The sequence below is a fragment of the Streptomyces sp. NPDC104381 genome, from assembly GCF_055583745.1.
In genome coordinates, this window is the sequence record NZ_JBVJNK010000007.1 from 494,558 (window position 1) to 514,909 (window position 20,352).

Here is a 20,352-nt window from a genome sequence, read left to right on the forward strand (position 1 = left end):
CCGAAGCCGAAGCCGAAGCCGAAGCCGAAGCCGAAGCCGAAGCCGAAGCCGAAGCCGAAGCCGAAGCCGAAGCCCGGCGACGGCCCGGCCTCAGGCGCGCGTGGCCGTCCGGAGCAGCTCCTCCAGGACCACCGCGATGCCGTCGTGCTCGTTCGACGCGGTGATCTCGTGCGCCACGGCCTTCAGGTCGTCGTGCGCGTTGGCCATGGCGACGCCGTGCTGCGCCCAGCCGAACATCGGGATGTCGTTCGGCATGTCACCGAACGCCAGCGTGTCCGACGCCTTGAGCCCCAGCCGGCGGGCGGCCAGCGAGAGGCCGGTCGCCTTGCTCAGCCCGAGGGGCAGGATCTCCACGACGCCCGGACCCGCCATGACGACGTTCACCAGGCTGCCGACGGCCTGCCGCGCGGCGTGCGCCAGGGCGTCGTCGTCGAGCTCCGGATGCTGGATGTAGACCTTGTTCAGCGGGGCGGTCCACATCTCCGCAGGGTCGGCCATGAAGACAGCGGGCAGCGGCCCCTCCTGCACCTGGTAGCCGGGCCCGACGAGCACCTCCCCCTCCAGACCGTCACGGCTCGCGGCCAGCGCGAGCGGACCGACCTCCGCCTCGATCTTGGACAGCGCGAGCCCGGCGAGCTGCCGGTCCAGCGTCAGGGAGGTCAGCAGCTTGTGCTCACCCGCGTGGTAGACCTGCGCGCCCTGACCGCAGACCGCGAGGCCCTGGTAGCCCAGGTCGTCCAGGATGTGCCGGGTCCACGGCACGGCCCGCCCCGTGACGACGATGTGCGCCGCGCCGGCCGCGGTCGCCGCGGCCAGCGCCTCCCGGGTGGGAGCGGACACGGTGTGGTCGTCACGGAGCAGCGTGCCGTCGAGATCGGTCGCGACGAGCTTGTACGGGAAGGTCACTTGGAGACCGGCTCCAGAAGTTCACGGCCGCCCAGGTACGGACGCAGGACCTCCGGCACCCGCACCGAGCCGTCCGGCAGCTGGTGGTTCTCCAGGATCGCGACGATCGTGCGCGGTACGGCGCAGAGCGTGCCGTTCAGCGTGGCCAGCGGCTGGACCTTCTTGCCCTCGCGCATCCGGACGGAGAGCCGGCGGGCCTGGAAGCCGTCGCAGTTCGACGCGGAGGTCAGCTCGCGGTACTTGCCCTGGGTCGGGATCCACGCCTCGCAGTCGAACTTCCGCGAGGCCGACGCCCCCAGGTCACCGGTGGCGACGTCGATCACCTGGAACGGCAGCTCCAGCCCGGTGAGCCACTGCTTCTCCCAGTCCAGGAGCCTGCGGTGCTCGGCCTCGGCGTCCGCCGGGTCGACGTACGAGAACATCTCGACCTTGTCGAACTGGTGGACCCGGAAGATGCCCCGGGTGTCCTTGCCGTACGTGCCGGCCTCCCGGCGGAAGCAGGGCGAGAAGCCCGCGTACCGCAGGGGCAGCTTGTCGGCGTCGATGATCTCGTCCATGTGGTAGGCCGCGAGCGGGACTTCCGACGTGCCGACGAGGTAGTAGTCGTCCTTCTCCAGGTGGTACACGTTCTCCGCGGCCTGGCCGAGGAAGCCCGTGCCCTCCATGGCGCGCGGGCGCACCAGCGCGGGAGTCAGCATGGGGACGAAGCCGGCCTCGGTGGCCTGGGCGATCGCCGCGTTGACCAGGGCCAGCTCCAGCAGGGCGCCGACGCCGGTCAGGTAGTAGAAGCGCGATCCGGACACCTTGGCGCCGCGCTCCATGTCGATGGCGCCCAGCGCCTCGCCGATCTCCAGGTGGTCCTTGGGCTCGAAGCCCTCCGCCCCGAAGTCACGGATCGTGCCGTGCGTCTCCAGGACGACGAAGTCCTCCTCGCCGCCGACCGGCACGTCCTCGTGGACGACGTTGCCGAGCAGCAGGAGAAGGCGCTTGGCCTCGGCGTCGGCCTCGTCCTGCGCGGCGTCGGCCGCCTTGACCTCGGCCTTCAGCTGGTCGGCCTTCTTGAGGAGCTCGGCACGCTCCTCGGGAGTGGCCTTGGGGATCAGCTTCCCGAGCGACTTCTGCTCGGAGCGGAGTTCGTCGAAGCGGATGCCGGACGACCTGCGCAGCTCGTCGGCGGAGAGCAGGGCGTCGACGAGCGCGACGTCCTCTCCACGGGCGCGCTGGGAGGCGCGAACACGGTCGGGGTCCTCACGGAGCAGGCGAAGGTCAATCACCCCTCAAGGCTACCGGTGCGGGGATCCACCGCTCGAACCGATATCGACGAGCGTGGCGCTTTGCCCGAATTGCCGGAATCCATAATCCTGAGGGAGTCGCGGGCCGGGCGTGGGGCGGAGGGCGTCAATAAAAAGGGCCCGATTGACTCGAAAAGGGATCAAGATGCCCTGTTGCTTGACGCATCGCCGGTGTCTGCGCGGGGAGTTGGGCCGCCGGGGAGGGCGTGTTGTCCACAGGTCTTCGTTGATCGAATTAGTTATCCACAGGCTGTGAAGAAGATCTGTGGATGCCGGAAGAGATCGTTCCGAAAGCGGCATGACGGGACAGCGATTCGCGACTCAAACCTCACCCGCGCACTCATTCGGGTGGGTATTCCACGTTCCAATGAGTTGATCAAGGGAATTGGAGGGACACGGGGGGACCTGCAACCCCATGGGGGATCCAGGAGCACTGGGGCGATTTGTCGACCATGTCGTGTTGCGGTGTCGACTTGTCCCCAGGTTCAAGAGGTGCCCTGTGGATAACTCTGTGTGGAATGAAAATCCGCAGGTAGGACCGGCGGATACATGGCCGGCCCTCCCCCGGAGGTTCAGACCCGGCCGTCCTGGCTGCGGGCGAGCCAGTCGGAGGCCTCGGTGAAATCCCTGTCCGACGTCCCGGCGCGCAGGGCCCTCACGTCTTCGGGAGCCACTCCCGCACGCGGGTAGGAACCCAGGAACCGCACCTTCGGGCAGATCCGCTTGAGCCCCATCAGTGCCTCGCCGACGCGCCGGTCCGCGATGTGTCCCTCCGCGTCGACGGCGAAGCAGTAGTTCCCGATGCCCTCCCCGGTGGGGCGGGACTGGATCAGCATCAGGTTGACGCCGCGGACGGCGAACTCCTGGAGCAGTTCGAGAAGGGCGCCCGGATGGTCGTCGCCGAGCCAGATCACCACGGAGGTCTTGTCCGCCCCCGTGGGCGCGGAAGGCCTGGCCGGGCGGCCGACCAGCACGAAGCGGGTCTGGGCGTTGACCGCGTCGTGGATCTCCGTCACCAGCGGTTCCAGTCCGTAGGTCGCCGCCGCGAACTCACCGGCGAAGGCGGCGTCGTAGCGCCCCTCCTGGACCAGCCGGGCGCCGTCGGCGTTCGACGCAGCCGACTCCCACACCGCGTTCGGCAGGTGTTCCGCCATCCAGTTGCGCACCTGGGGCTGCGCGGCCGGGTGGGCGGTGACCGTCTTGATGTCCGACAGCTTCGTCCCCGGACGCACCAGCAGCGCGAACGTGATGGAGAGCAGCACCTCGCGGTAGATCATCAGCGGGGCGCCACTGGTCAGTTCGTCGAGGGTCGCGCTGATCCCGCCCTCCACGGAGTTCTCGATGGGGACGAGCGCGGCCGCGGCCTCCCCGCTCCGTACCGCGTCCAGCGCGGCCGGCACCGAGACCATCGGGACGAGTTCACGGGTGGCGGCTTCGGGAAGCGTACGGAGGGCCACCTCGGTGAAGGTGCCTTCGGGGCCGAGGTAGGCGTAGCGCGTGGCTGACATACGGTCACCCTAATGGGCCGACGGACGAGGGCGTGTGCGCGTGGGACGGGGCCCGGGCGGGCCGGGACCCCCCGTCCGTACGACCCGTCGAGGTACGCACGGACGGATGCGAGGTCTCACGCCTCCAGCAGCCGCTGCCCCACGTACTCCCCGGACGGGGCGCCCCCCGGTACGGCGAACAGACCGCTGGCCTCGTGCCGGATGAACGGGGAGAGCGCGTCCCCCCGGTCGAGCTTTCGCTGGACCGGGATGAAGCCCTTGAACGGATCGGCCTGCCAGCAGATGAAGAGCAGACCGGCGTCCGGGGTGCCGTCGTCGGAGATGCCGTCGTGGTACGAGAACGGGCGGCGCAGCATCGCGGCACCCCCGTTCTTCTCGGGGGAGGAGATCCGGGCGTGGGCGTTGTCCGGGATCAGCAGCTTGCCGTCCGCCCCCGCCTTGTCCAGGTCCATCGCGGTGTCCTCCGAGCCGCCGCTGAGCGGGGCGCCGTCCGCCTTTCGCCGCCCGATGACCTGTTCCTGCCGCTTGACCGTGAGCTCTTCCCAGTCGTCCAGGAGCATCCTGATGCGCCGGACGACGGCGTACGACCCACCGGCCATCCAGGCGTACGCCGATGAGCCGCCGGACGGCACGAAGATCCGCTCCTCGAAGTCGCTCTCGGCCGGCTTCGGGTTGTTGGTGCCGTCCACCTGGCCCATCAGGTTGCGCGTGGTCATCGGGCGGCCCGTCGCGCCCGGGGTGCGGTTGAAGCCGTTCATCTGCCACCGCACCCGGGCCGTCGAGCCCGCCTCCTTCTGGAGGGCGCGCAGCGCGTGGAAGGCGACGAGCGCGTCATCGGCGCCGATCTGTACCCAGAGGTCGCCCTCGGACCGTTGGGCGTCGAGGTGGTCGGAGGAGAAGGCCGGCAGCGGGTCCAGGGCGGGCGGCCGGTGCCCGGTCAGACCGGTGCGGGTGAAGAAGGTCCGGCCGAACCCGAAGGTGACGGTCAGGGAGGACGGTCCGGCGTCCAGGGCCACCCCGGTGTCGTGCCCCTGGCCGCCCTTGGTCGGCTCGCCGGCCATCAGCCGTGCTGCCACCGCGGACCAGCGGCGCATCAGGGCGGCCGCCTCCTTGCGCCCCGCGCCGGGCGTCAGATCGAAGGCCACCAGGTGCCCGCGTGCCTGAAGCGGAGTGGTGATCCCCGCTTGATGTTTCCCGTGAAACATCGCCTCGGTCGAACCGACCGTGGTCAGCGGGGTCGGGGCGTCCCCGCGCGTCGCGGCATAGCCGCCCGCACCGCCCGCCGCGCCCAGGACAAGGCCTGCCGCACCGGCCGCTCCCGCGCTTCCGAGCAGCCGCCTGCGGGAGACGACGCTCACCCCATCGGAGCCGGAGCCGGAGTCGGAACCGGAGCCGGAGTCGGAACCGGGGCCAGGTGCGGGGGCTGCTGGGCCGGCCCCGGTCCTGTCGCGACGGCCGGCCGCGATGCCGCTCTTTCCGGGGACCTTCTTCTTGCTCACCCTGCTCAGCCGATCTTCACGTTCTTGGAGATGGTTGTCTGGTCGATGTCCGAGGTGCGCACCGTCACGGCGACCTTCCAGTCGCCCGCGATCGGGATCTGGACGCCGCTCGCGGTCCAGTGCCCCTCGGTGAGGCGGTCCGGGGCGACCGGCAGCGGGCCGATGTCCTTGGACTCCAGCGTGAAGGCGAGCTTCACCTCGGGGACGTCCAGCGGGCGTTCATCCGTCCCGTCGATCCAGAGGTGCACGCTGTTCGAGCCGGTTCCGCCCGGCGAGATGTCCAGGCGGACCGTCCCCTTGCCGTTCTGGCCGCCGGTGTCGAAGGGCAGGCTCAGATTCACCTGCCCGCCGGTCACGGGCGCGGGCGCCGCCGCCGAGTTGCCGCGCGCGGCCTCCTCCTCGGTCCGGCCGGGCTCGGTGGACGTCAGGATCGTGGTGACGATGAGGAGCACCACGGCGATGGCCGTCTCCACCATCACGGAGCGACGCAGACCGGAGCGGTCCGGATCGGCGTCCCTGGCGCGCTTCTCCTTCGTCGCCGTCAGGGCGGCGCGCTGCCGGGAGAGCTGGGCGGCGCGCTCCGGATCGACCGTCCCGTCGGGGCCGTCGTCGACCGTTCCGCCCGGCCCGTCGACGTCAGCGGTGTCAGCAACATCAGTGGCCGGGGGAGCCGAAGAAGCCGGGGAGGCCGAGGGAGCCGGGGAGGCCACGGACACAGGCGCGGACACGGCCCGCTCGGTCAGCCGTCCTGTCCACCGCCGCGATATCCACGCCACACCCACGAGCACCGCGACGAGCGCCACCTTGAGGAGCAGCAGCTGCCCGTACCGGGTGCCGGTCAGCGCGGACCAGGTGCCGACCTGGCGCCAGGACTGGTAGAGCCCGGTCGCGGCGAGGACGAGCACGCTGCCGAACGCCATGCGGGAGAAGCGGCGTACCGCACCGCTCGTGATGTCCGGCGTCCGGTACAGGGCGACCAGCAGCGCGACGAGTCCGCCGAGCCAGGCGGCCACGGCGAGCAGGTGGAGCACGTCGACCGGCATGGCGATGCCCGGCTGGATCCCCGTGGAGGCGTGCTCGGCCAGGGCCCACGTACCGGCGATGCCCGTGGCGATGACCGCTCCGCCCGTGGCGAGCCCGAAGGTGAGGTCCTGCTTCTCCTTCTCGTCCTCGCGCTTGGCGTACGCCCCGAAGAGCACGGCGATGAAGAGGGCGGAGGCACCCAGGAGCAGCAGCCGGGAGACCAGGGCCGCCCCCGGTTTGGTGTCGAGGACGGCTTGGAGGCCGTCGAGGTCGAAAGCGTCACCGAGCTTGCCGGAACCCGTGTACGGACTGCGCAGGAGCAGCATGGCGAGGGTGGCCGCGGTCAGCGTGATCCAGCCGCGTACGACGAGCCGCTGCAGCGGGAGCGCCCCCGCCCCGCGCTGCCAGCAGGCGAGCACGAAGGCCGAACCGCCCGCGAGCAGGATGAAGCCGGCGTACGCGGCGTAGCGCGCGATGCCGTAGAGCGCGCCCACGAGCCCGCCGCCGGCCTCGTTCGAGGGCAGCGCCACGGTGGTCTCCGAGGGGGCGCCGACGGAGAAGGTGAAGGCTCCCGAGACCGGATGGCTGTCCGCGGACACCGCCTGCCAGGCCACGGTGTACGTGCCGTCGGGCAGACCGCTGTGCAGCTGGACGCCGTACCGCACGGCCCCGCCGCTCGTGAGGTCACGGGGAGCGCCGTCGTCGGCCCGCTTCCCGCTGGGGTCGAGGATCCGGATCGAGTCGTCGCCCATGGCGATCTGTTCGGAGAAGGTGAGCGTGACCTCCTCGGGTGCGGTGGCGACCACCGCCCCGTCCTGCGGGTCGCTCCCCGTGAGGGCGGCGTGCGCGGACGCGGGGGCCGCGCCCGCCAGCACCAGGCCGAACAGCAGGCTGATCAGCGCGGCGAGGAGCGCGACCGCGGCGAGCGGCCGTCGTATCGGAGAAGGCCCGAAGCGCGGGGCGGTGGCTGTCATGGGGTGTCAGTACCTCACTGCTTCTTCGGGTTGTAGGTGGTCTCCTTCACGGGGATGTCGACCGTGATGGGGTCGGCCTTCTCGAAGTGCAGTTCCACGGAGACCGTCTCTCCCCGCTTGGGCTGCTGCTTCAGCTCCGTGAACATGATGTGGTTGCCGCCGCGTTCGAGGTCGAGCTCGCCACCGGCGGGCACCTCGAAGGACGTGACCATCCGCATCGTCCGGTTCTTCGTCTCGTGGATGGAGACGTGGTCCGACAGCGAGCTGGTCACCGAGGTGAGCCGGTCGGTGGCGTCGCCGCTGTTCTTCACCAGGAGGAAGCCGGCGGCCATGTCGCTGACGGGCTGGGGCATGAACGCCCCGGTCACCTCCAGCTGCGGGACGCTGTCCGAGGAACACGCCGTCAGCGCCAGCCCGGTGGTGAGGGTCAGGGCGCCGGCGACGGCCGTGCGGCGGTTCACGGGGTCTCCCCCTTGACGAGCTCCGGGAGGTCCTCGGTGTAGTCCTCGGCCGTGGTGTCCTCGCTGTAGAGCACGTAGCCCTTGTCGGTCTTCGGGGAGAACGCGATGACCTGGGCGCCGTGCATCGAGACGACCGTGCCGTCCTTCTCCTTCTTCGGCGGGTCGATGCCGATGCCGATCTGCCGTGCTCCCGCCTGGATGGTCGGGAAGTCGCCGGTGAGACCGGTGAAGTCGGGGTCCTGGGCCTTGAGCCAGCTGCCCAGCGACGCCGGGGTGTCCCGCTCGGGGTCCGTCGTCACGAAGACGACCTGGAGCTTGTCCTGGTCGGCCTTGGGCAGCGCGCGCTTGGCGACGGCGATGTTGCTCATGGTCAGCGGGCACACGTCGGGGCAGTTGGTGTAGCCGAAGTAGATGAGCGTCGGCTTGCCCTTGGTCTGCTCGCGCAGGTCGTACTTCTTGCCGTGGGTGTCGGTGAGGACGAGGTCGGGCTTGGTGAAGGGCTGGTCGAGCACGGTCGCGGGCTTGGACTCGGTCCCGGAGGAGACATCGGCGACCGAGTCGTCCGCCGAGTCTCCGCCGCTGCCGCAGGCCGACAGGGTCAGTGCGGCCACGGCGGCGAACGCCGCGGCCAGCACCGTCTTCTTGCTGTGCATGGAGAGCTGATTCCTGATCTGTGGAAATACGGGTGGTGGAACCGGTGGGATCAGGCGCTGCGGCGACGGCCGGCGAGTACGCCGAAGGCGACCCCCGCGACGCCGACGACGATCCCGACGATGCCCAGGACACGGGCGGTGCCGTCGGTGCTCGACGACGCCTCGTCGGAGGAGGCCGTCGTCTCCGTCTTCCCCGCCTCGCCGCTCTTGGCGTTCTTGTCGTCCGCGGGGGCACCGTGGGCGTCGGCCGCCGGGGCGCTCAGCGCGAGGACGGGAGCCGGGTTCTCCGGCTCTTCGCCGCCCTCGGTGGGCTCCTCGATCCAGCGGACGACCTCCTTGTTGCTGTACGTCTGGAGGGCCTTGAAGACGAGCTGGTCGGCGTCCTCGGGAAGCTGCCCGACGGAGAGCGGGAACTGCTGGAAGAAGCCGGCCTTGATGCCGTCGCCCTCCGCGGTCCAGGTCACTTTGGAGACGGCCTCGTTGATCTTCTTGCCGTGCACCTCGAGCGGCTCGGCCAGCTTGCTCTTGGTGACGTCGATCTTCCAGCCGGCGACCGGCTGCGGGCTGACGGACGCCAGCGGGTGGTCGGTCGGGAAGTTGACCTCGAGCTTGACGGTGGAGGCGTTGTCGCGCTCGTTGGGGACCTTGAAGTTCACCGTGGCGTAGCCGCCCTTGGCGGCCTCGCCCTGCGGCTGCACGCTGACGTGCGCGGAGGCGGTGCCGGCGAGCAGCAGGACGGTGGACGCGGCGACGCCGCCGGCGAGGGCGATGCGGGAAACGTTCATGACAGGGATCACTCCACAGGACACGAAGGAAAGGTGGTCCGGCGCGCGGAGGCGCGACGGCATCACGACCGCCTCGTCCCGGGATTCCCGGCGGAGGGGTCGTGTCAGGCTGCGCGTACGTATACGGGCGGCGGCCCGCGCCTGATCACCATGTGCTGCAGAGGGTCCCCGGAGGCCGGCGCGGGAGCGTCGACGGCGCTGCGGAGAGGACGCGGCCCGGTCGTGGGCCGTCCCGGGAGTCCCGCACGCAGGGTGCGTACGAGTGCCATGGCCGCCCGAAGCGCGCGCAGCCTGGCCCCGGCCGCGAGCTGCCGGCCGCCCTGCGCCGAGAGCCTCGCCAGCCGGAAGAGCGCGATCTCGCCGCGGCGCAGCAGCCAGCCGGTGGCGAGGGCCGCGAGAAGGTGCCCCAGGAACATGGAGAGGCTGGGCAGCCCGGACATCAGCGTGTCCAGGACCGACGGACCGGCCGCGGAGGCGGCGTCCGGGGCGGCTGCCGCTCCGGACGCGAGGTGCGTGTGCCCCTGGGCGACGGTCGCGGGGTCCAGGCCCGCCGTGGTCACGATGCGGTGGGCCTCGCCGGCGCTCAGCTGCGCCGGTCCGGCGCCGCACACGAGCCCCGCGGCGAAACGGATCAGCGAGTCGTCGCCGCTCCCCGCCGGGGCGGCCGGCATGTGCCGCCCGAGTCCGAAGAGGACGTGCAGGGCGACCTGCCCGGCTGCGAGGGCCGCGGTGATCGGGAGGAGGGTGCGCTCACGTCCGGCGAGCAGCGCCGCGATCGCGAAGACCCCGGCGAAGCCGGCCAGCAGTGTCCAGCCCGGCACGACCGCACCCGCGGCGAAGCCATGTCCGGCGGCGGCGAGCACGACGCAGACCGCGGTGAACACCGCGGTCCTCAAAAGCCGCATACCGGCTCCGGCGCGTGCGACAGACATAGACATGGCCGGGTCATCATCCCACTGAGCCCCCCGTCTCCGTACGGCAGGTCCGGAAGGTCGGCATCCGTCCCCATCGGGGGGTGATCAGGGGGTGTTGCACCTGTTCATGGGGGCTCCAGGGCCCCGGCCGGCGCCGGGCATACACCGGTGGACGGAGTATCCGCATCCGCCGAACGAGCGCTGTCACAGCCGTTCCGTGCTTACGACGCGCCGAACGCGGCAATACGTATCGGTATGTCGAGCCGCAGCCAGGAGGCTGGAGCATGAGCATGTGGTGGTCACTCCATTTGCGGCGCGAAGCTGCGAGCGTTCCGCTCGCCCGTCGTTTTCTGCTCGGCACCATGGAGACCGCGGGGGTGGACCCGGACATCTCCTACGACCTCTCGGTCGCGCTCAGCGAAGCCTGTGCGAACGCCGTCGAGCACGGCGGCGACCTCGGGGACGCGGGTGAGCCCGGAGAAGCCGGCCTCGTCCCCGTCGGTGGCGGGCGCCCGGGACGCGCCTGCGGGCAGTACCGGGTCACCGCGTATCTGGACGGCGAGACGTGCCGTATCGAAGTCGCCGACTCGGGGCCCGGTTTCCCCGCCCGGCGCACGCTTCGCACCGCCGCACATCCGTCGGCCGCTCACACGGCGGGCGACCCCTCGCACCCGCGTACCGCGGTGCACCCGCCGGCCACGGCCGAGAGCGGGCGCGGGCTCTGCCTGATCGAGGAGCTCGCCGATCACGTCCACTTCGGCAACCGGCCGGGGCACGGCGCGGTCGTGAGCTTCGACAAGGTCCTGAAATGGCGGGAGGGCGCGCTGCTCATGGTGTCCTGAGCAGCGCGCCCTCCCGGCGCACGGGGCACGGGCCCGTCGGCCCCGGAGGTCAGCCCTTGAGGCGGGCCATCCACGCCTCGACCTCTGCGGCCCGGCGCGGCAGCGCGGCGGAGAGGTTCCGGTTGCCGTCCTCGGTCACGAGGATGTCGTCCTCGATCCGGACGCCGATCCCGCGGTACTCCTCCGGGACGGTCAGGTCGTCGGCCTGGAAGTACAGTCCGGGCTCGACCGTGAGGCAGACCCCGGGCTCCAGGGTGCCGTTGACGTACGACTCCGTGCGGGCGACGGCGCAGTCGTGGACGTCCATGCCGAGCATGTGCCCCGTGCCGTGCAGCGTCCAGCGGCGCTGGAGACCCAGCTCCAGGACCTTCTCCACGGACAGGTCGCCCAGCAGGCCCCACTCGACCAGCTTCTGTGTGAGGACCCGCTGAGCCGCGTCGTGGAAGTCGCGGAAGGCGGCGCCGGGCTTCACGGCGGCGATGCCCGCCTCCTGGGCCTCGTACACCGCGTCGTAGATCTTCCGCTGCAGCGGCGAGAACGTGCCGTTGATGGGCAGCGTCCGCGTCACGTCGGCGGTGTAGAGCTCGGTGGTCTCCACGCCCGCGTCGAGCAGCAGGAGTTCGCCGGCGCGGACCGCGCCGTCGTTGCGGACCCAGTGCAGGGTGGTGGCGTGGGGGCCGGCCGCGCAGATCGAGCCGTAGCCGATGTCGTTGCCGTCGACGCGGGCCCGCAGGAAGAAGGTGCCCTCGATGTAGCGCTCGCTCGTCGCCTCGGCCTTGTCGAGGACCTTGACGACGTCCTCGAAGCCGCGCGCCGTGGCGTCGCAGGCCCTCTGCAGCTCGGCGATCTCGAAGGCGTCCTTCACCAGCCGCGCCTCGGAGAGGAAGACGCGCAGTTCCTCGTCGCGCTCCGCGGTGACCTTGTCGGTGAGCGCGGCCTCGATGCCCGCGTCGTGCCCGCGGACGTTGCGCACCGGGCCGGTGGCCTCGGCCAGCGCGGCCGGGAGCTCGCGGACGTCCTTCGCCGGGATGCCGAGCAGCTGCTCCGCCTCGGTGAGGGAGTTGCGGCGGCCCACCCAGAGCTCGCCCTGGCCGTCGAGCCAGAACTCGCCGTTCTCACGGTTGGAGCGGGGCAGCAGGTAGAGCGTGGCCTCGTGCCCGCCGTCGGAGGGTTCGAGGACCAGGACGCCGTCCTGCGTCAGGTCACCGGTGAGGTACGCGTACTCGGTGGAGGCGCGGAAGGCGTACTCGGTGTCGTTCGAACGGGTCTTCAGGTTGCCCGCGGGCACGACGAGCCGCTCGCCGGGGAAGCGCGCGGAGAGCGCGGCGCGCCGGGCGGCGGTGTACGAGGCCTGGGCGATCGGCTCCAGACCGTGCAGCTCGGTGTCGGCCCAGCCGGACTTCATGCTCTCGGCGAGCTCCTCGGAAATGCCCGGGTACAGGCCGTTCTTCCGCTGCTTGATCGGCTCTGCTTCTGCTGTTTCCGGGGTCTCCGGGGCGAGCTCCTCAGACACGTTATGTCCTCCTTGTGCGACACTGGGCCCTCTCCATCGTACGGGCGTACGGAAGGGGGCCCGGAGCCGGAAGACCTCTTACACGTCCGGAGCCGTCGCCGGGGCCGGTGAGGTGCGGTCCGTGATCTCAGTCGAAGCGTGCGGCGAGCACGGCGACATCCTCGGAGGCGCCGCTCCGGGCCGTGCCGTCGGCCGGCAGGACGGTGCGCAGGACGTGGTCCGCGACCGCTCCGGGATCCTGGCGCAGGACCTTCGGTACACCGGCGGCCGCCGCGTGCAGCCGCGCGAACGCCCGGTCCCTGGTGTCCCCGGTCCGGCGCAGCAGCCCGTCGGTGTAGAACAGCACCGTCTCACCGCGGCGGGCCGTGAACTCCACGCTCGGCGCCTCCCAGTAGGAGAGCATGCCCAGCGGCGCGGAGAGTGTCGTCTCCACGAATTCGGTGCGCAGCTCGCCGGTCACCAGCGGCGGGGTGTGCCCGGCTCCGGCGAGCACGACGGTGCGCCGGCCGGGTTCGCAGTACGCGTAGAGGGCGGTCGCCGCGGCGGCGGGCTCGGTCAGCCGCAGCAGCAGTTCGAGGTCGGAGAGTACGGCGACGGGGTCCTCGCCCTCCATCACCGCGTAGGCCCGCAGACCCGCGCGGAGCCGGCCCATGGCGGCCAGGGCGGCCGGCCCGGATCCGCCGACCGAGCCGATGGCCAGGCCTAGCGTGTTGTCCGGGAGGGGCAGTGCGTCGTACCAGTCGCCGCCGGCTCCGGCGGCGGGGCGGCGGCGGGCGGCCAGCCGTACGCCGGGGATCCGCGGCAGTCGGCGGGGGAGGAGCTCCTCGGCGACGACGGCGACGTCGGCCCTGGCGCGTTCGAGTTCGAGCAGGCGGGCGAGGTGCTCGGCGGCGTAGCGGGCGTACACCCCGACGAGATGGCACTGGCGTTCCAGCGGTTCGGCCGGTTCGTCGTACAGCCAGACGGCCGCACCGAGCCGGCCGGTGGTCCGCGCGGTTCCGTCCGACGGGGGGCCGGCCGCTCCGGTGGTCGCGGTCGCGAGGGGTTGCGCGTAGCTGGCGGCGTATCCGAGCCGGGCGGCGACCTCGCGGCAGCGGGGGTCGAGGGCGGTGTCGCCGAGGATGTCGGGGCTGGCCAGGGGCGCGTGGGTATCGGGGAGGCCGTCGAGGAAGCGGCCGTACGCGGTGGCGCTGCGGGGCACCGTCTCGATGTGCCCCAACTCGGCGTGGCTGAGGCCGAGGCCGATCGTGCGGGCCGGTCCGCGGCCGTCGGCCGGTTCGAGGACGAGGAGCCCCCGGGCGGCGCCCACGAGGGCCGCCCCGGCGACCAGGAGTTCGTGCAGGGCGCTGTCCAGGGTGCTGGTCCCGGCCAGCCGCTCGGTGAGTTCGTGCAGGGTGGTGAGATCGGAGACCCAGCCGGCCAGCCGGTCCTGGATGAAGGCTCCCGGCGCGGAGGGAATGCCTTCCGTGGGTGCGGCAGTGTGCGTTGAAACGGGAACCATGGGATCGATTCCAGCCACTTTCGGAAGGTGGGGGGCGCTCATGGCAGTCGGCTTTCCGACCGGTGCGTTGTGTCGAATAGCATCGCAAACCCCCATGTCGTTCTGCGCCGCTATCGGTGCAACCACATGTACACGCACCCACATCTACACGCACAACTGAGGTGATGTCCAGCATTGTCCTTACGGTATTTATGGTGTCCGTGAGACACTCAACTTGGCCGAAAAATGCACCCCCGGAACGTTTTTTGCGATCGACTGGGCGTGCTCGACAGGGGGCGCCCTCGGGGTGAAATGCCGGAGGGAGCGTCATCCCGGTCATGCGGGGTACGTAATCGTGGATGGCCAGGGGCAGTTGTGACCGCCCTGGAACCCGACAGCGAGCCCGGGCGTCCTCATGGATGACGGCCGCCCGCCCACCCCCCGATCGGCGGGGTTGCACAAGGGACGGCACGCGCCCAGCGCACGCCGACCGCGCGATGTATTGACTGGACTCGGCTCGGCTCAACCCGGTTCGACTCGGCTCAGCTCGATTCTGTTCGGTTCCACTCTGCTCGGCTCAAGCTCACGCTCGGCACCGACCACTCGTCCGTACCGCAGACCCGATGAGCAAGCGCGCACAGCGAAGAGACGCACACGTGGTGTAACGAGCACGTGGTGCGATGTGGACCTCGGCGTTCAACGGAAAGGAACGAGCGCTCATGCGCGAGATCCTCGGAAGGCGACGCAGGCACCGGCCCCGGCGCAAGGGAAGTTCCGCCCAGCTCGACGCGGCGCTGGCCTGTGCGACCGTCCGGAAGTGGCCCGTGCTCCCCGGAGCAGGGCTGGCGACGGGTGCCGTACGCGGCGAACGCGGCCGCGGCTGCGCCTGTCCCGACCCCGAGTGCGCCGTACCCGGCGCACACCCCTTCGACCCCGGTCTCCTCGCGGCGACCACCGACGCGCGCATGGTGCGCTGGTGGTGGACCAACCGGCCCACCGCGCCCGTCATCCTCGCCACCGGAGGCCAGGCGCCCTGCGCGCTGAGCCTGCCGGCCGTCGCGGGCGCCCGGGCGCTCCCCGCGCTCGACGGCATGGGGGTGCGGCTCGGCCCCGTGGTGGCGACGCCCACCCGGTGGTCGCTGCTGGTCGCCCCGTACACCCTGGAACGTCTGGGCGAGCTGCTGCACGCCCAGGACTGGGTGCCCAGCTCCCTGCGGTTCCACGGCGAGGGCGGCTATCTCGTCCTGCCCCCGTCCGAGGTGGGCACGGGGCAGGTGCGCTGGGAGCGTGCCCCGGAGACCGGGAACGCCGCACCCTGGCTCCCGGATGTGGAGACGGTCCTGGACGCGCTCGTCGAGGCGAGCAACAGCGCACCGGACGGCGGCAGCCGGCTCGCGTACTGAGCGACGCCGGACGACGACGCGGAACAGCGGGCGGCTCACTCGTTCAGGGGTGTGGGGCCGCCCGGTTCCGCGTGACCGCGCAGCGTGAGCGAGCAGGATGTAATTGCATCCCCGCAAAGTCCGGTGTTCGCAGGCTTATGACGGCCTTTTCGCGGATTGCCGAAACGGTGCGCGCGGTGATGCCGGTGTGAATGTTCCCCAGGTGCAGGAGGCGCATTCCCGGTACCCGGCGGTGAACCCGGAGTTCTGTCCGAAAGTGCACGCCCGTACGGACGGGGGCACCGGGGGCGCACGCCGCGAGGGCGCGGCGCGTGGCCTGACCCGTACGGAGGACCTGGGAGGCCGCGGCCTGGGGAGGCACGGGCGGCGAGGGTGGGACGCAGGTGAGGGGCCGGGCGGTCGCCGCAGGTGGCCGATGCGCCGAGTGCTCCGGCGTGCGCCCCGGCCGAAGAGGTCCGGAAACGAGGACGCCCGGCCGCTGGCGACGGGGGATGCACCAGCGACCGGACTTCCAGAACCGTAACAAGAGATCTGCCGTTAGCAAATTCGATCTCGCTTATTCGGACATCGATTTACCTACGTGCACGGGGAGTTGTGACGGGTGTCACCGCCGGGCCCCGGTCCTCGTCACTGTCAGCTGAGCGTCACTTGGCGGTTGGTGAGCCCCCCGCGCGCCCGGCGCTCGTCGGCCGTCAGCGGGGCGTCCGAGGCGAGTGCCTCGGCGAGCCTCTCGGCGAACTCCGCCGCGGGCTTCTCGCACTCCTCGGCGCCCATCGCGCTCGGCAGGTCCCAGACCGGCACCATGAGCCCGTGGGCGCGGAACGAGCCCACCAGGCGGGTGTCTTCGCCGAGCGACGAGGTACCCGCAGCGTGCAGCCGGGCGAGAGCGTCGAGGAGCTGCTCCTCGGGGTGCGGCATGACCCAGCGCAGGTGGTTCTTCTCGGGCGTCTCGCACCAGTAGGCCGCGTCCACGCCGGAGAGCCGGGTGGTGGGGATGGCCGCCGCGTTGGCGCGCTCCAGCGATGCGGAGACCTCCGCCGTGGCGTTCTCCGCGTCGGGCACCCAGAACTCGAAGCCGGAGTGCACGACCGGCTCGAACGCGGCGCCGGGGTCGAGGATGTCCTGCAGACGGGGCCCGTCGGCCGGTACGCGGCGGGCGGTGACCGGCGAACCGGGCTCGGCCTCCAGCGCGTGCTGCAGGGTGTCCGCGAGGTCGCGGCTGAGGTCGCCGGAGGAGGTGTCGTTCTGCAGGGCGAGCAGGACGGAGCCGTCGTCGCGGCGCAGCGCCGGCCATGCCATCGGCAGCACGGTCGCCAGCGAAACGGAGGGCACGCCCTCGGGAAGCCCGTCCTTCAGCGTCAACTCGACGGTGGCGGCGGGGACCAGCTCGCGCAGGGCGATCCAGTCGCACTCCCCGGCGATTCCCTCGAAGGGGCGCTGGACCAGCTCGGTGACGGCATGCGCGGCGGCGCGTCCGTGACACGCCTTGTAGCGGCGGCCCGAACCGCACGGGCAGGGCTCACGAGCCCCTACGACCGGGATTTCACCGTCCTTGAGCTGCGGCTTCCCGGCCTTGGACTGAGGGCGCTTCTTGGCCATGGTGGGCGTTCTCCCGATTGCGACAGTGCGGTCTCGGGCGCGAGCCTAGCCGTCCCCGTCGTACGCCGGGGCACACCCGGCGCGCGGCCTTCGCCGCCCGCTCCGCCGAGCCGTGCGCCGTACCGCTCTCAGCCCGCGTCGTCGAAGGCGTCGAGGACGTCGGCCAGTTCCAGCCCGTCGAGCGAGCCGAAGCCGCTCATCCCGTCGAGTCCGCCCAGCCCGGCACGCTCACGGCGTCCCGTCCTCGTGGGTCCCGCCGTCGGGAAGCCGCCGGTGCCCCGGCCCGGTGAGACGAGGGCCCAGACGGTGACCTCACCGGCCGTGTCGTCCCGGACGCCCCACTCCCGGGCGAGGGCGCTGATGATGTTGAGCCCGCGGCCGCCGCGTGCGGTGACCGACGGTGTGGCAGGGACCGGCCTGGTCGGACCGCCGCCGTCCGTGACCTCGACGGTCAGGTCGCCCCTTCGGTCCACGCGCCAGGCGGCGCGGATGTCGCCGTCCCCCACCTCCGTGTGCTTCCCCAGCGGCCTGCCGTGCCGGCAGGCGTTGCTGAGCAGTTCGGAAAGGATCAGTACAGCGTCGTCGACCACGGTGTCCGACACCCCGTTGCTGCGCAGCTGCTCGCGCATCCGGTGCCGTGCCTGCCCCACGCCCGCAGGGCCATGGGGTACGGCCATGCTCGACGACGCGGGCACTTCCTGTGCCACCACAAACGCCACCCCCGAGACCTCCTTTGCCCCACGCCACGGTGTGGATGCCCTCCTGGACTGCGCCGGAAACCGGCCAAAGCTCTGACAGTGATGCACTCGTAACGATCGATTGCGGAGTGAATGCGCCGGTGCACCCCGTGTAACTGATGTTAAGAGCGGCCAAGTTGTGAAAGGACCTGTTTCGGCCGGTTCGTGATGATTGCCTCGACCCCGAGACGTACGCAGAGATCGACGTCCTCCGGCTCGTTCACGGTCCACACGTGCACCCGGTGACCCGCCCGGTGCAGCCGCTCGATGTACCCGGGGTTGTTGCGTACGATCCGCATCCCCGGGCCGGCGATCCGTGCCCCCGCGGGGAGCCGCCCGTCGCGCAGCCTCGGTGAGACGAACTGCATCAGGAAGACGGTGGGCAGAGTGGGGGCTGCCGCGCGGACGCGGTACAGGGAGCGGGCGGAGAAGCTCATGACGCGTACCGGCGAGGGCCCCTCGGCCGGCGGGGTGTCCAGGCCGAACCGCTTGAGCAGGTGCAGCAGCCGCTCCTCGACCTGGCCGGCCCAGCGCGTGGGGTGCTTCGTCTCGATGGCCAGCTGGAGCGGCCGTCCTCCCGCGCGCACGTCGTGGGCCAGTTCGAGGAGCCGTTCCAGGGTGAGTACGGAGGTGAGCTCGCCCGGCACCGGGTCCCAGTCCGGTGACTCCGGGTGGTCCTTGTGGTCCTCGTGCTCCTTCCAGGAGCCGAAGTCGAGGGCGGCGAGATCGGCCAGCTCCAGGGCGGAGACGGCGCCCCGTCCGTTCGACGTGCGGTTCACCCTGCGGTCGTGCACACAGACGAGCTGCCCGTCCGCGGTGAGGCGTACGTCGCACTCCAGGGCGTCCGCCCCGTCCTCGACGGCCTTCCGGTACGCGGCCAGGGTGTGCTCGGGGGCGTCGTCCGAGGCGCCGCGGTGGGCGATGACCTGGATGGGAGGCTGTGGTGAGGGTAGGCGTGCGTGGGTCACCGCGACATCGTGTCACCGGGACGCCCCGGGTGCCGACACCTTGTTGTGTAGGACCGTTTTGCCTGATGTAAAGATTGGTGTGCGGATGCACAGGTCCTGCTTACAGTGGCCTGACGTGCTGTGGGAAAAGCTGACTGCAGACACGTGCACAGCGGATCTCTCGCCGAATGCCGAGTGAAACCGAGGAGTGGGGAGTAAAGAGCTGTGAGCACCGAGAACGAGGGCAACGAGGGCAACGCGGTTCCGTCCGTACCGTCCGAACCTCCCGTGCCGGCTGCCGCTCCTGAGGGCACCCCGCAGGGCGGCCCGCCCGTCGCTCCTTCGGACGCGCCGACGGCCCACATTCCGGCCGCGACGCACCAGGACGGCGCCGCGCCGCCCGCCGCCGGGCACGAGCAGCACCCGTACGCGCCGCCGACGCCGCAGCAGCCCCCGGCCGCCACGGCCGCCTGGCCGCCGCCCCCTCCCGCCATCCCCTCGTACGCCGACGGCGGCAGCCCCCCGGCCTGGGGAGCCCCGGAGTCCACGGGGCCCGAGCACCCGCGCCGGCGCCGCGCGGGCGGCCTGGTCGCCGCCGTGGCGGTGGCCGCGCTGGTCGCCGGTGGTATCGGCGGAGCCCTCGGCTACTGGGCGGCCGACAGCAACGACTCCGGCTCGTCCGGCTCGACCACGGTCGCCGCGTCCAACAGCCCCAAGGACTTCAAGCGCGACGCGGGCACGGTCGCGGGCGTCGCGGCGAGCGCGCTGCCCAGCGTGGTCACCATCGACGCGAAGTCCGGCGACGGCGAGGGCGGCACGGGCACCGGCTTCGTGTACGACAAGGAGGGCCACATCCTCACGAACAACCATGTGGTGGCCTCCGCGGCGGACAGCGGCCAGCTGACCGCCACGTTCTCCAACGGCAAGAAGTACGACGCCGAGGTGGTCGGCCGGGCCCAGGGCTACGACGTGGCCGTGCTGAAGCTGAAGAAGGCCCCCGACGGTCTGACCCCGCTGGCCCTCGGCGACTCCGACAAGGTCGCGGTGGGCGATTCCACCATCGCCATCGGTGCCCCCTTCGGCCTCTCCAACACGGTCACCACGGGCATCATCAGCGCCAAGAACCGCCCGGTGGCCTCCGGCGACGGCTCCAGCAACAAGAACTCGTACATGAGCGCCCTGCAGACCGACGCCTCGATCAACCCGGGCAACTCGGGCGGGCCGCTCCTGGACGCGGGCGGCGCGGTCATCGGCATCAACTCGGCCATCCAGTCCACCAGCGGTGGCGGCGTCGGCCAGTCCCAGGCAGGCTCCATCGGCCTCGGCTTCGCCATCCCGGTGAACCAGGCGAAGAACGTCGCCGAGCAGCTGATCAAGACGGGCCAGCCGGTCTACCCGGTGATCGGCGCGACGGTGACGATGGAGGAGAAGACCGGCGGCGCTGCCATCTCGGACGAGGGCGCGGGCGGCACCCCCGCCGTCACCCCGAACGGCCCGGCGGCCGAGGCGGGCCTGAAGGCCGGCGACGTCATCACCAAGTTCAACGACACGACGGTCGAGAGCGGCCCGACACTGATCGGCGAGATCTGGACCCACAAGCCGGGCGACAAGGTCACGCTCACGTACAAGCGTGACGGCAGGACCGCGACGGCCGAACTCACCCTGGGCGAGCGCAAGGGCGACAGCTGACCGGCTAGGCTGTTCCACGCATCGAGCCGGACCCGGTCACCGGGACGGCGACGGTGCGGGGTGGGTTGCCCGAGCGGCCTAAGGGAACGGTCTTGAAAAACGCGAGAGCGCGAAGGCGTCTCCGCGG

General features: G+C 71.3%; 17 protein-coding genes. 3 read left to right on the forward strand and 14 right to left on the reverse strand.

Annotated elements, in window-relative coordinates; all coding sequences use genetic code 11:
* Positions 1–90: 90 nt before the first annotated feature.
* The 9 genes from ACZ607_RS26565 to ACZ607_RS26605 form a co-directional block, all read right to left on the reverse strand.
* A complete protein-coding gene (locus ACZ607_RS26565; protein WP_469738484.1) occupies positions 91–906 on the reverse strand; it encodes an HAD family hydrolase in 816 nt (271 codons plus the stop codon).
* Positions 903–2,180 (reverse strand): serine--tRNA ligase, encoded by a 1,278-nt coding sequence (gene serS, locus ACZ607_RS26570; protein ID WP_147984551.1) that lies wholly within the window; start codon positions 2,178–2,180, stop codon positions 903–905. Before serS ends, ACZ607_RS26565 begins: the two co-directional genes overlap by 4 nt.
* 590 nt (positions 2,181–2,770) lie before the next feature.
* Positions 2,771–3,706 carry a prephenate dehydratase gene (gene pheA / locus ACZ607_RS26575; protein WP_469738486.1) on the reverse strand — a complete coding sequence of 312 codons (936 nt, stop codon included), beginning with the start codon at positions 3,704–3,706 and terminating at the stop codon, positions 2,771–2,773.
* Positions 3,707–3,822: 116 nt separating this feature from the next.
* A complete protein-coding gene (gene efeB / locus ACZ607_RS26580; protein ID WP_469738560.1) occupies positions 3,823–5,064 on the reverse strand; it encodes an iron uptake transporter deferrochelatase/peroxidase subunit in 1,242 nt (413 codons plus the stop codon).
* Between the two features lie 146 nt (positions 5,065–5,210).
* Positions 5,211–7,202, reverse strand: coding sequence for a copper resistance CopC/CopD family protein (locus ACZ607_RS26585; RefSeq protein ID WP_469738488.1), 1,992 nt, complete (start codon positions 7,200–7,202; stop codon positions 5,211–5,213).
* Positions 7,203–7,216: 14 nt separating this feature from the next.
* Positions 7,217–7,663 (reverse strand): copper chaperone PCu(A)C, encoded by a 447-nt coding sequence (locus tag ACZ607_RS26590; RefSeq protein ID WP_469738490.1) that lies wholly within the window; start codon positions 7,661–7,663, stop codon positions 7,217–7,219.
* Positions 7,660–8,316 (reverse strand): SCO family protein, encoded by a 657-nt coding sequence (locus ACZ607_RS26595; RefSeq protein ID WP_129264637.1) that lies wholly within the window; start codon positions 8,314–8,316, stop codon positions 7,660–7,662. The genes ACZ607_RS26590 and ACZ607_RS26595 overlap by 4 nt, the downstream gene beginning before the upstream one ends.
* 50 nt (positions 8,317–8,366) lie before the next feature.
* Positions 8,367–9,101 carry a YcnI family copper-binding membrane protein gene (locus ACZ607_RS26600; RefSeq protein ID WP_469738492.1) on the reverse strand — a complete coding sequence of 245 codons (735 nt, stop codon included), beginning with the start codon at positions 9,099–9,101 and terminating at the stop codon, positions 8,367–8,369.
* Between the two features lie 104 nt (positions 9,102–9,205).
* Positions 9,206–10,039: a hypothetical protein gene (locus tag ACZ607_RS26605; protein ID WP_469738494.1), complete on the reverse strand. Its 834-nt coding sequence runs from the start codon at positions 10,037–10,039 to the stop codon at positions 9,206–9,208.
* A gap of 260 nt (positions 10,040–10,299) precedes the next feature.
* Here ACZ607_RS26605 and ACZ607_RS26610 point away from each other — a divergent pair, with 260 nt between their 5' ends.
* Positions 10,300–10,857 (forward strand): ATP-binding protein, encoded by a 558-nt coding sequence (locus ACZ607_RS26610; protein WP_469738495.1) that lies wholly within the window; start codon positions 10,300–10,302, stop codon positions 10,855–10,857.
* A 49-nt stretch (positions 10,858–10,906) separates the two neighbouring features.
* Here the strand turns inward: ACZ607_RS26610 and ACZ607_RS26615 are convergent, their stop codons facing one another.
* Both ACZ607_RS26615 and ACZ607_RS26620 read right to left on the reverse strand, forming a co-directional pair.
* Positions 10,907–12,370 carry an aminopeptidase P family protein gene (locus ACZ607_RS26615; RefSeq protein ID WP_469738496.1) on the reverse strand — a complete coding sequence of 488 codons (1,464 nt, stop codon included), beginning with the start codon at positions 12,368–12,370 and terminating at the stop codon, positions 10,907–10,909.
* Between the two features lie 127 nt (positions 12,371–12,497).
* The gene (locus ACZ607_RS26620; protein WP_469738497.1) at positions 12,498–13,871 is read right to left on the reverse strand and encodes a PP2C family protein-serine/threonine phosphatase; all 1,374 of its coding nucleotides are present in this window, start codon (positions 13,869–13,871) and stop codon (positions 12,498–12,500) included.
* Between the two features lie 698 nt (positions 13,872–14,569).
* Between ACZ607_RS26620 and ACZ607_RS26625 the strand changes: the two genes are divergently transcribed.
* On the forward strand, positions 14,570–15,253 hold the full coding sequence (locus tag ACZ607_RS26625; protein ID WP_469738498.1) for a bifunctional DNA primase/polymerase: 684 nt from the start codon (positions 14,570–14,572) through the stop codon (positions 15,251–15,253).
* Positions 15,254–15,886: 633 nt separating this feature from the next.
* Here ACZ607_RS26625 and ACZ607_RS26630 read toward each other — a convergent pair.
* The 3 genes from ACZ607_RS26630 to ACZ607_RS26640 all read right to left on the reverse strand — a co-directional run bounded on the left by ACZ607_RS26630 (position 15,887) and on the right by ACZ607_RS26640 (position 18,557).
* Positions 15,887–16,852: a DUF5926 family protein gene (locus tag ACZ607_RS26630; RefSeq protein ID WP_469738500.1), complete on the reverse strand. Its 966-nt coding sequence runs from the start codon at positions 16,850–16,852 to the stop codon at positions 15,887–15,889.
* 128 nt (positions 16,853–16,980) lie between these two features.
* Complete coding sequence (locus ACZ607_RS26635; protein WP_469738502.1) at positions 16,981–17,571, reverse strand: ATP-binding protein; 591 nt, start codon at positions 17,569–17,571, stop codon at positions 16,981–16,983.
* A 140-nt stretch (positions 17,572–17,711) separates the two neighbouring features.
* A complete protein-coding gene (locus ACZ607_RS26640) occupies positions 17,712–18,557 on the reverse strand; it encodes a glycerophosphodiester phosphodiesterase (RefSeq protein ID WP_469738504.1) in 846 nt (281 codons plus the stop codon).
* Between the two features lie 204 nt (positions 18,558–18,761).
* Here ACZ607_RS26640 and ACZ607_RS26645 point away from each other — a divergent pair, with 204 nt between their 5' ends.
* A complete protein-coding gene (locus ACZ607_RS26645; RefSeq protein WP_469738506.1) occupies positions 18,762–20,225 on the forward strand; it encodes a S1C family serine protease in 1,464 nt (487 codons plus the stop codon).
* Positions 20,226–20,352 lie beyond the last annotated feature (127 nt).

Coding starts and splice junctions, on each gene's coding strand:
- pheA (WP_469738486.1), bottom strand. CDS start 3,706: ATGTCAGCCACGCGCTACGCCTACCTCGGCCCCGAAGGCACCTTCACC.
- ACZ607_RS26585 (WP_469738488.1), bottom strand. CDS start 7,202: ATGACAGCCACCGCCCCGCGCTTCGGGCCTTCTCCGATACGACGGCCG.
- ACZ607_RS26595 (WP_129264637.1), bottom strand. CDS start 8,316: ATGCACAGCAAGAAGACGGTGCTGGCCGCGGCGTTCGCCGCCGTGGCC.
- ACZ607_RS26600 (WP_469738492.1), bottom strand. CDS start 9,101: ATGAACGTTTCCCGCATCGCCCTCGCCGGCGGCGTCGCCGCGTCCACC.
- ACZ607_RS26605 (WP_469738494.1), bottom strand. CDS start 10,039: ATGTCTATGTCTGTCGCACGCGCCGGAGCCGGTATGCGGCTTTTGAGG.
- ACZ607_RS26610 (WP_469738495.1), top strand. CDS start 10,300: ATGAGCATGTGGTGGTCACTCCATTTGCGGCGCGAAGCTGCGAGCGTT.
- ACZ607_RS26620 (WP_469738497.1), bottom strand. CDS start 13,871: ATGGTTCCCGTTTCAACGCACACTGCCGCACCCACGGAAGGCATTCCC.
- ACZ607_RS26625 (WP_469738498.1), top strand. CDS start 14,570: ATGCGCGAGATCCTCGGAAGGCGACGCAGGCACCGGCCCCGGCGCAAG.
- ACZ607_RS26630 (WP_469738500.1), bottom strand. CDS start 16,852: ATGGCCAAGAAGCGCCCTCAGTCCAAGGCCGGGAAGCCGCAGCTCAAG.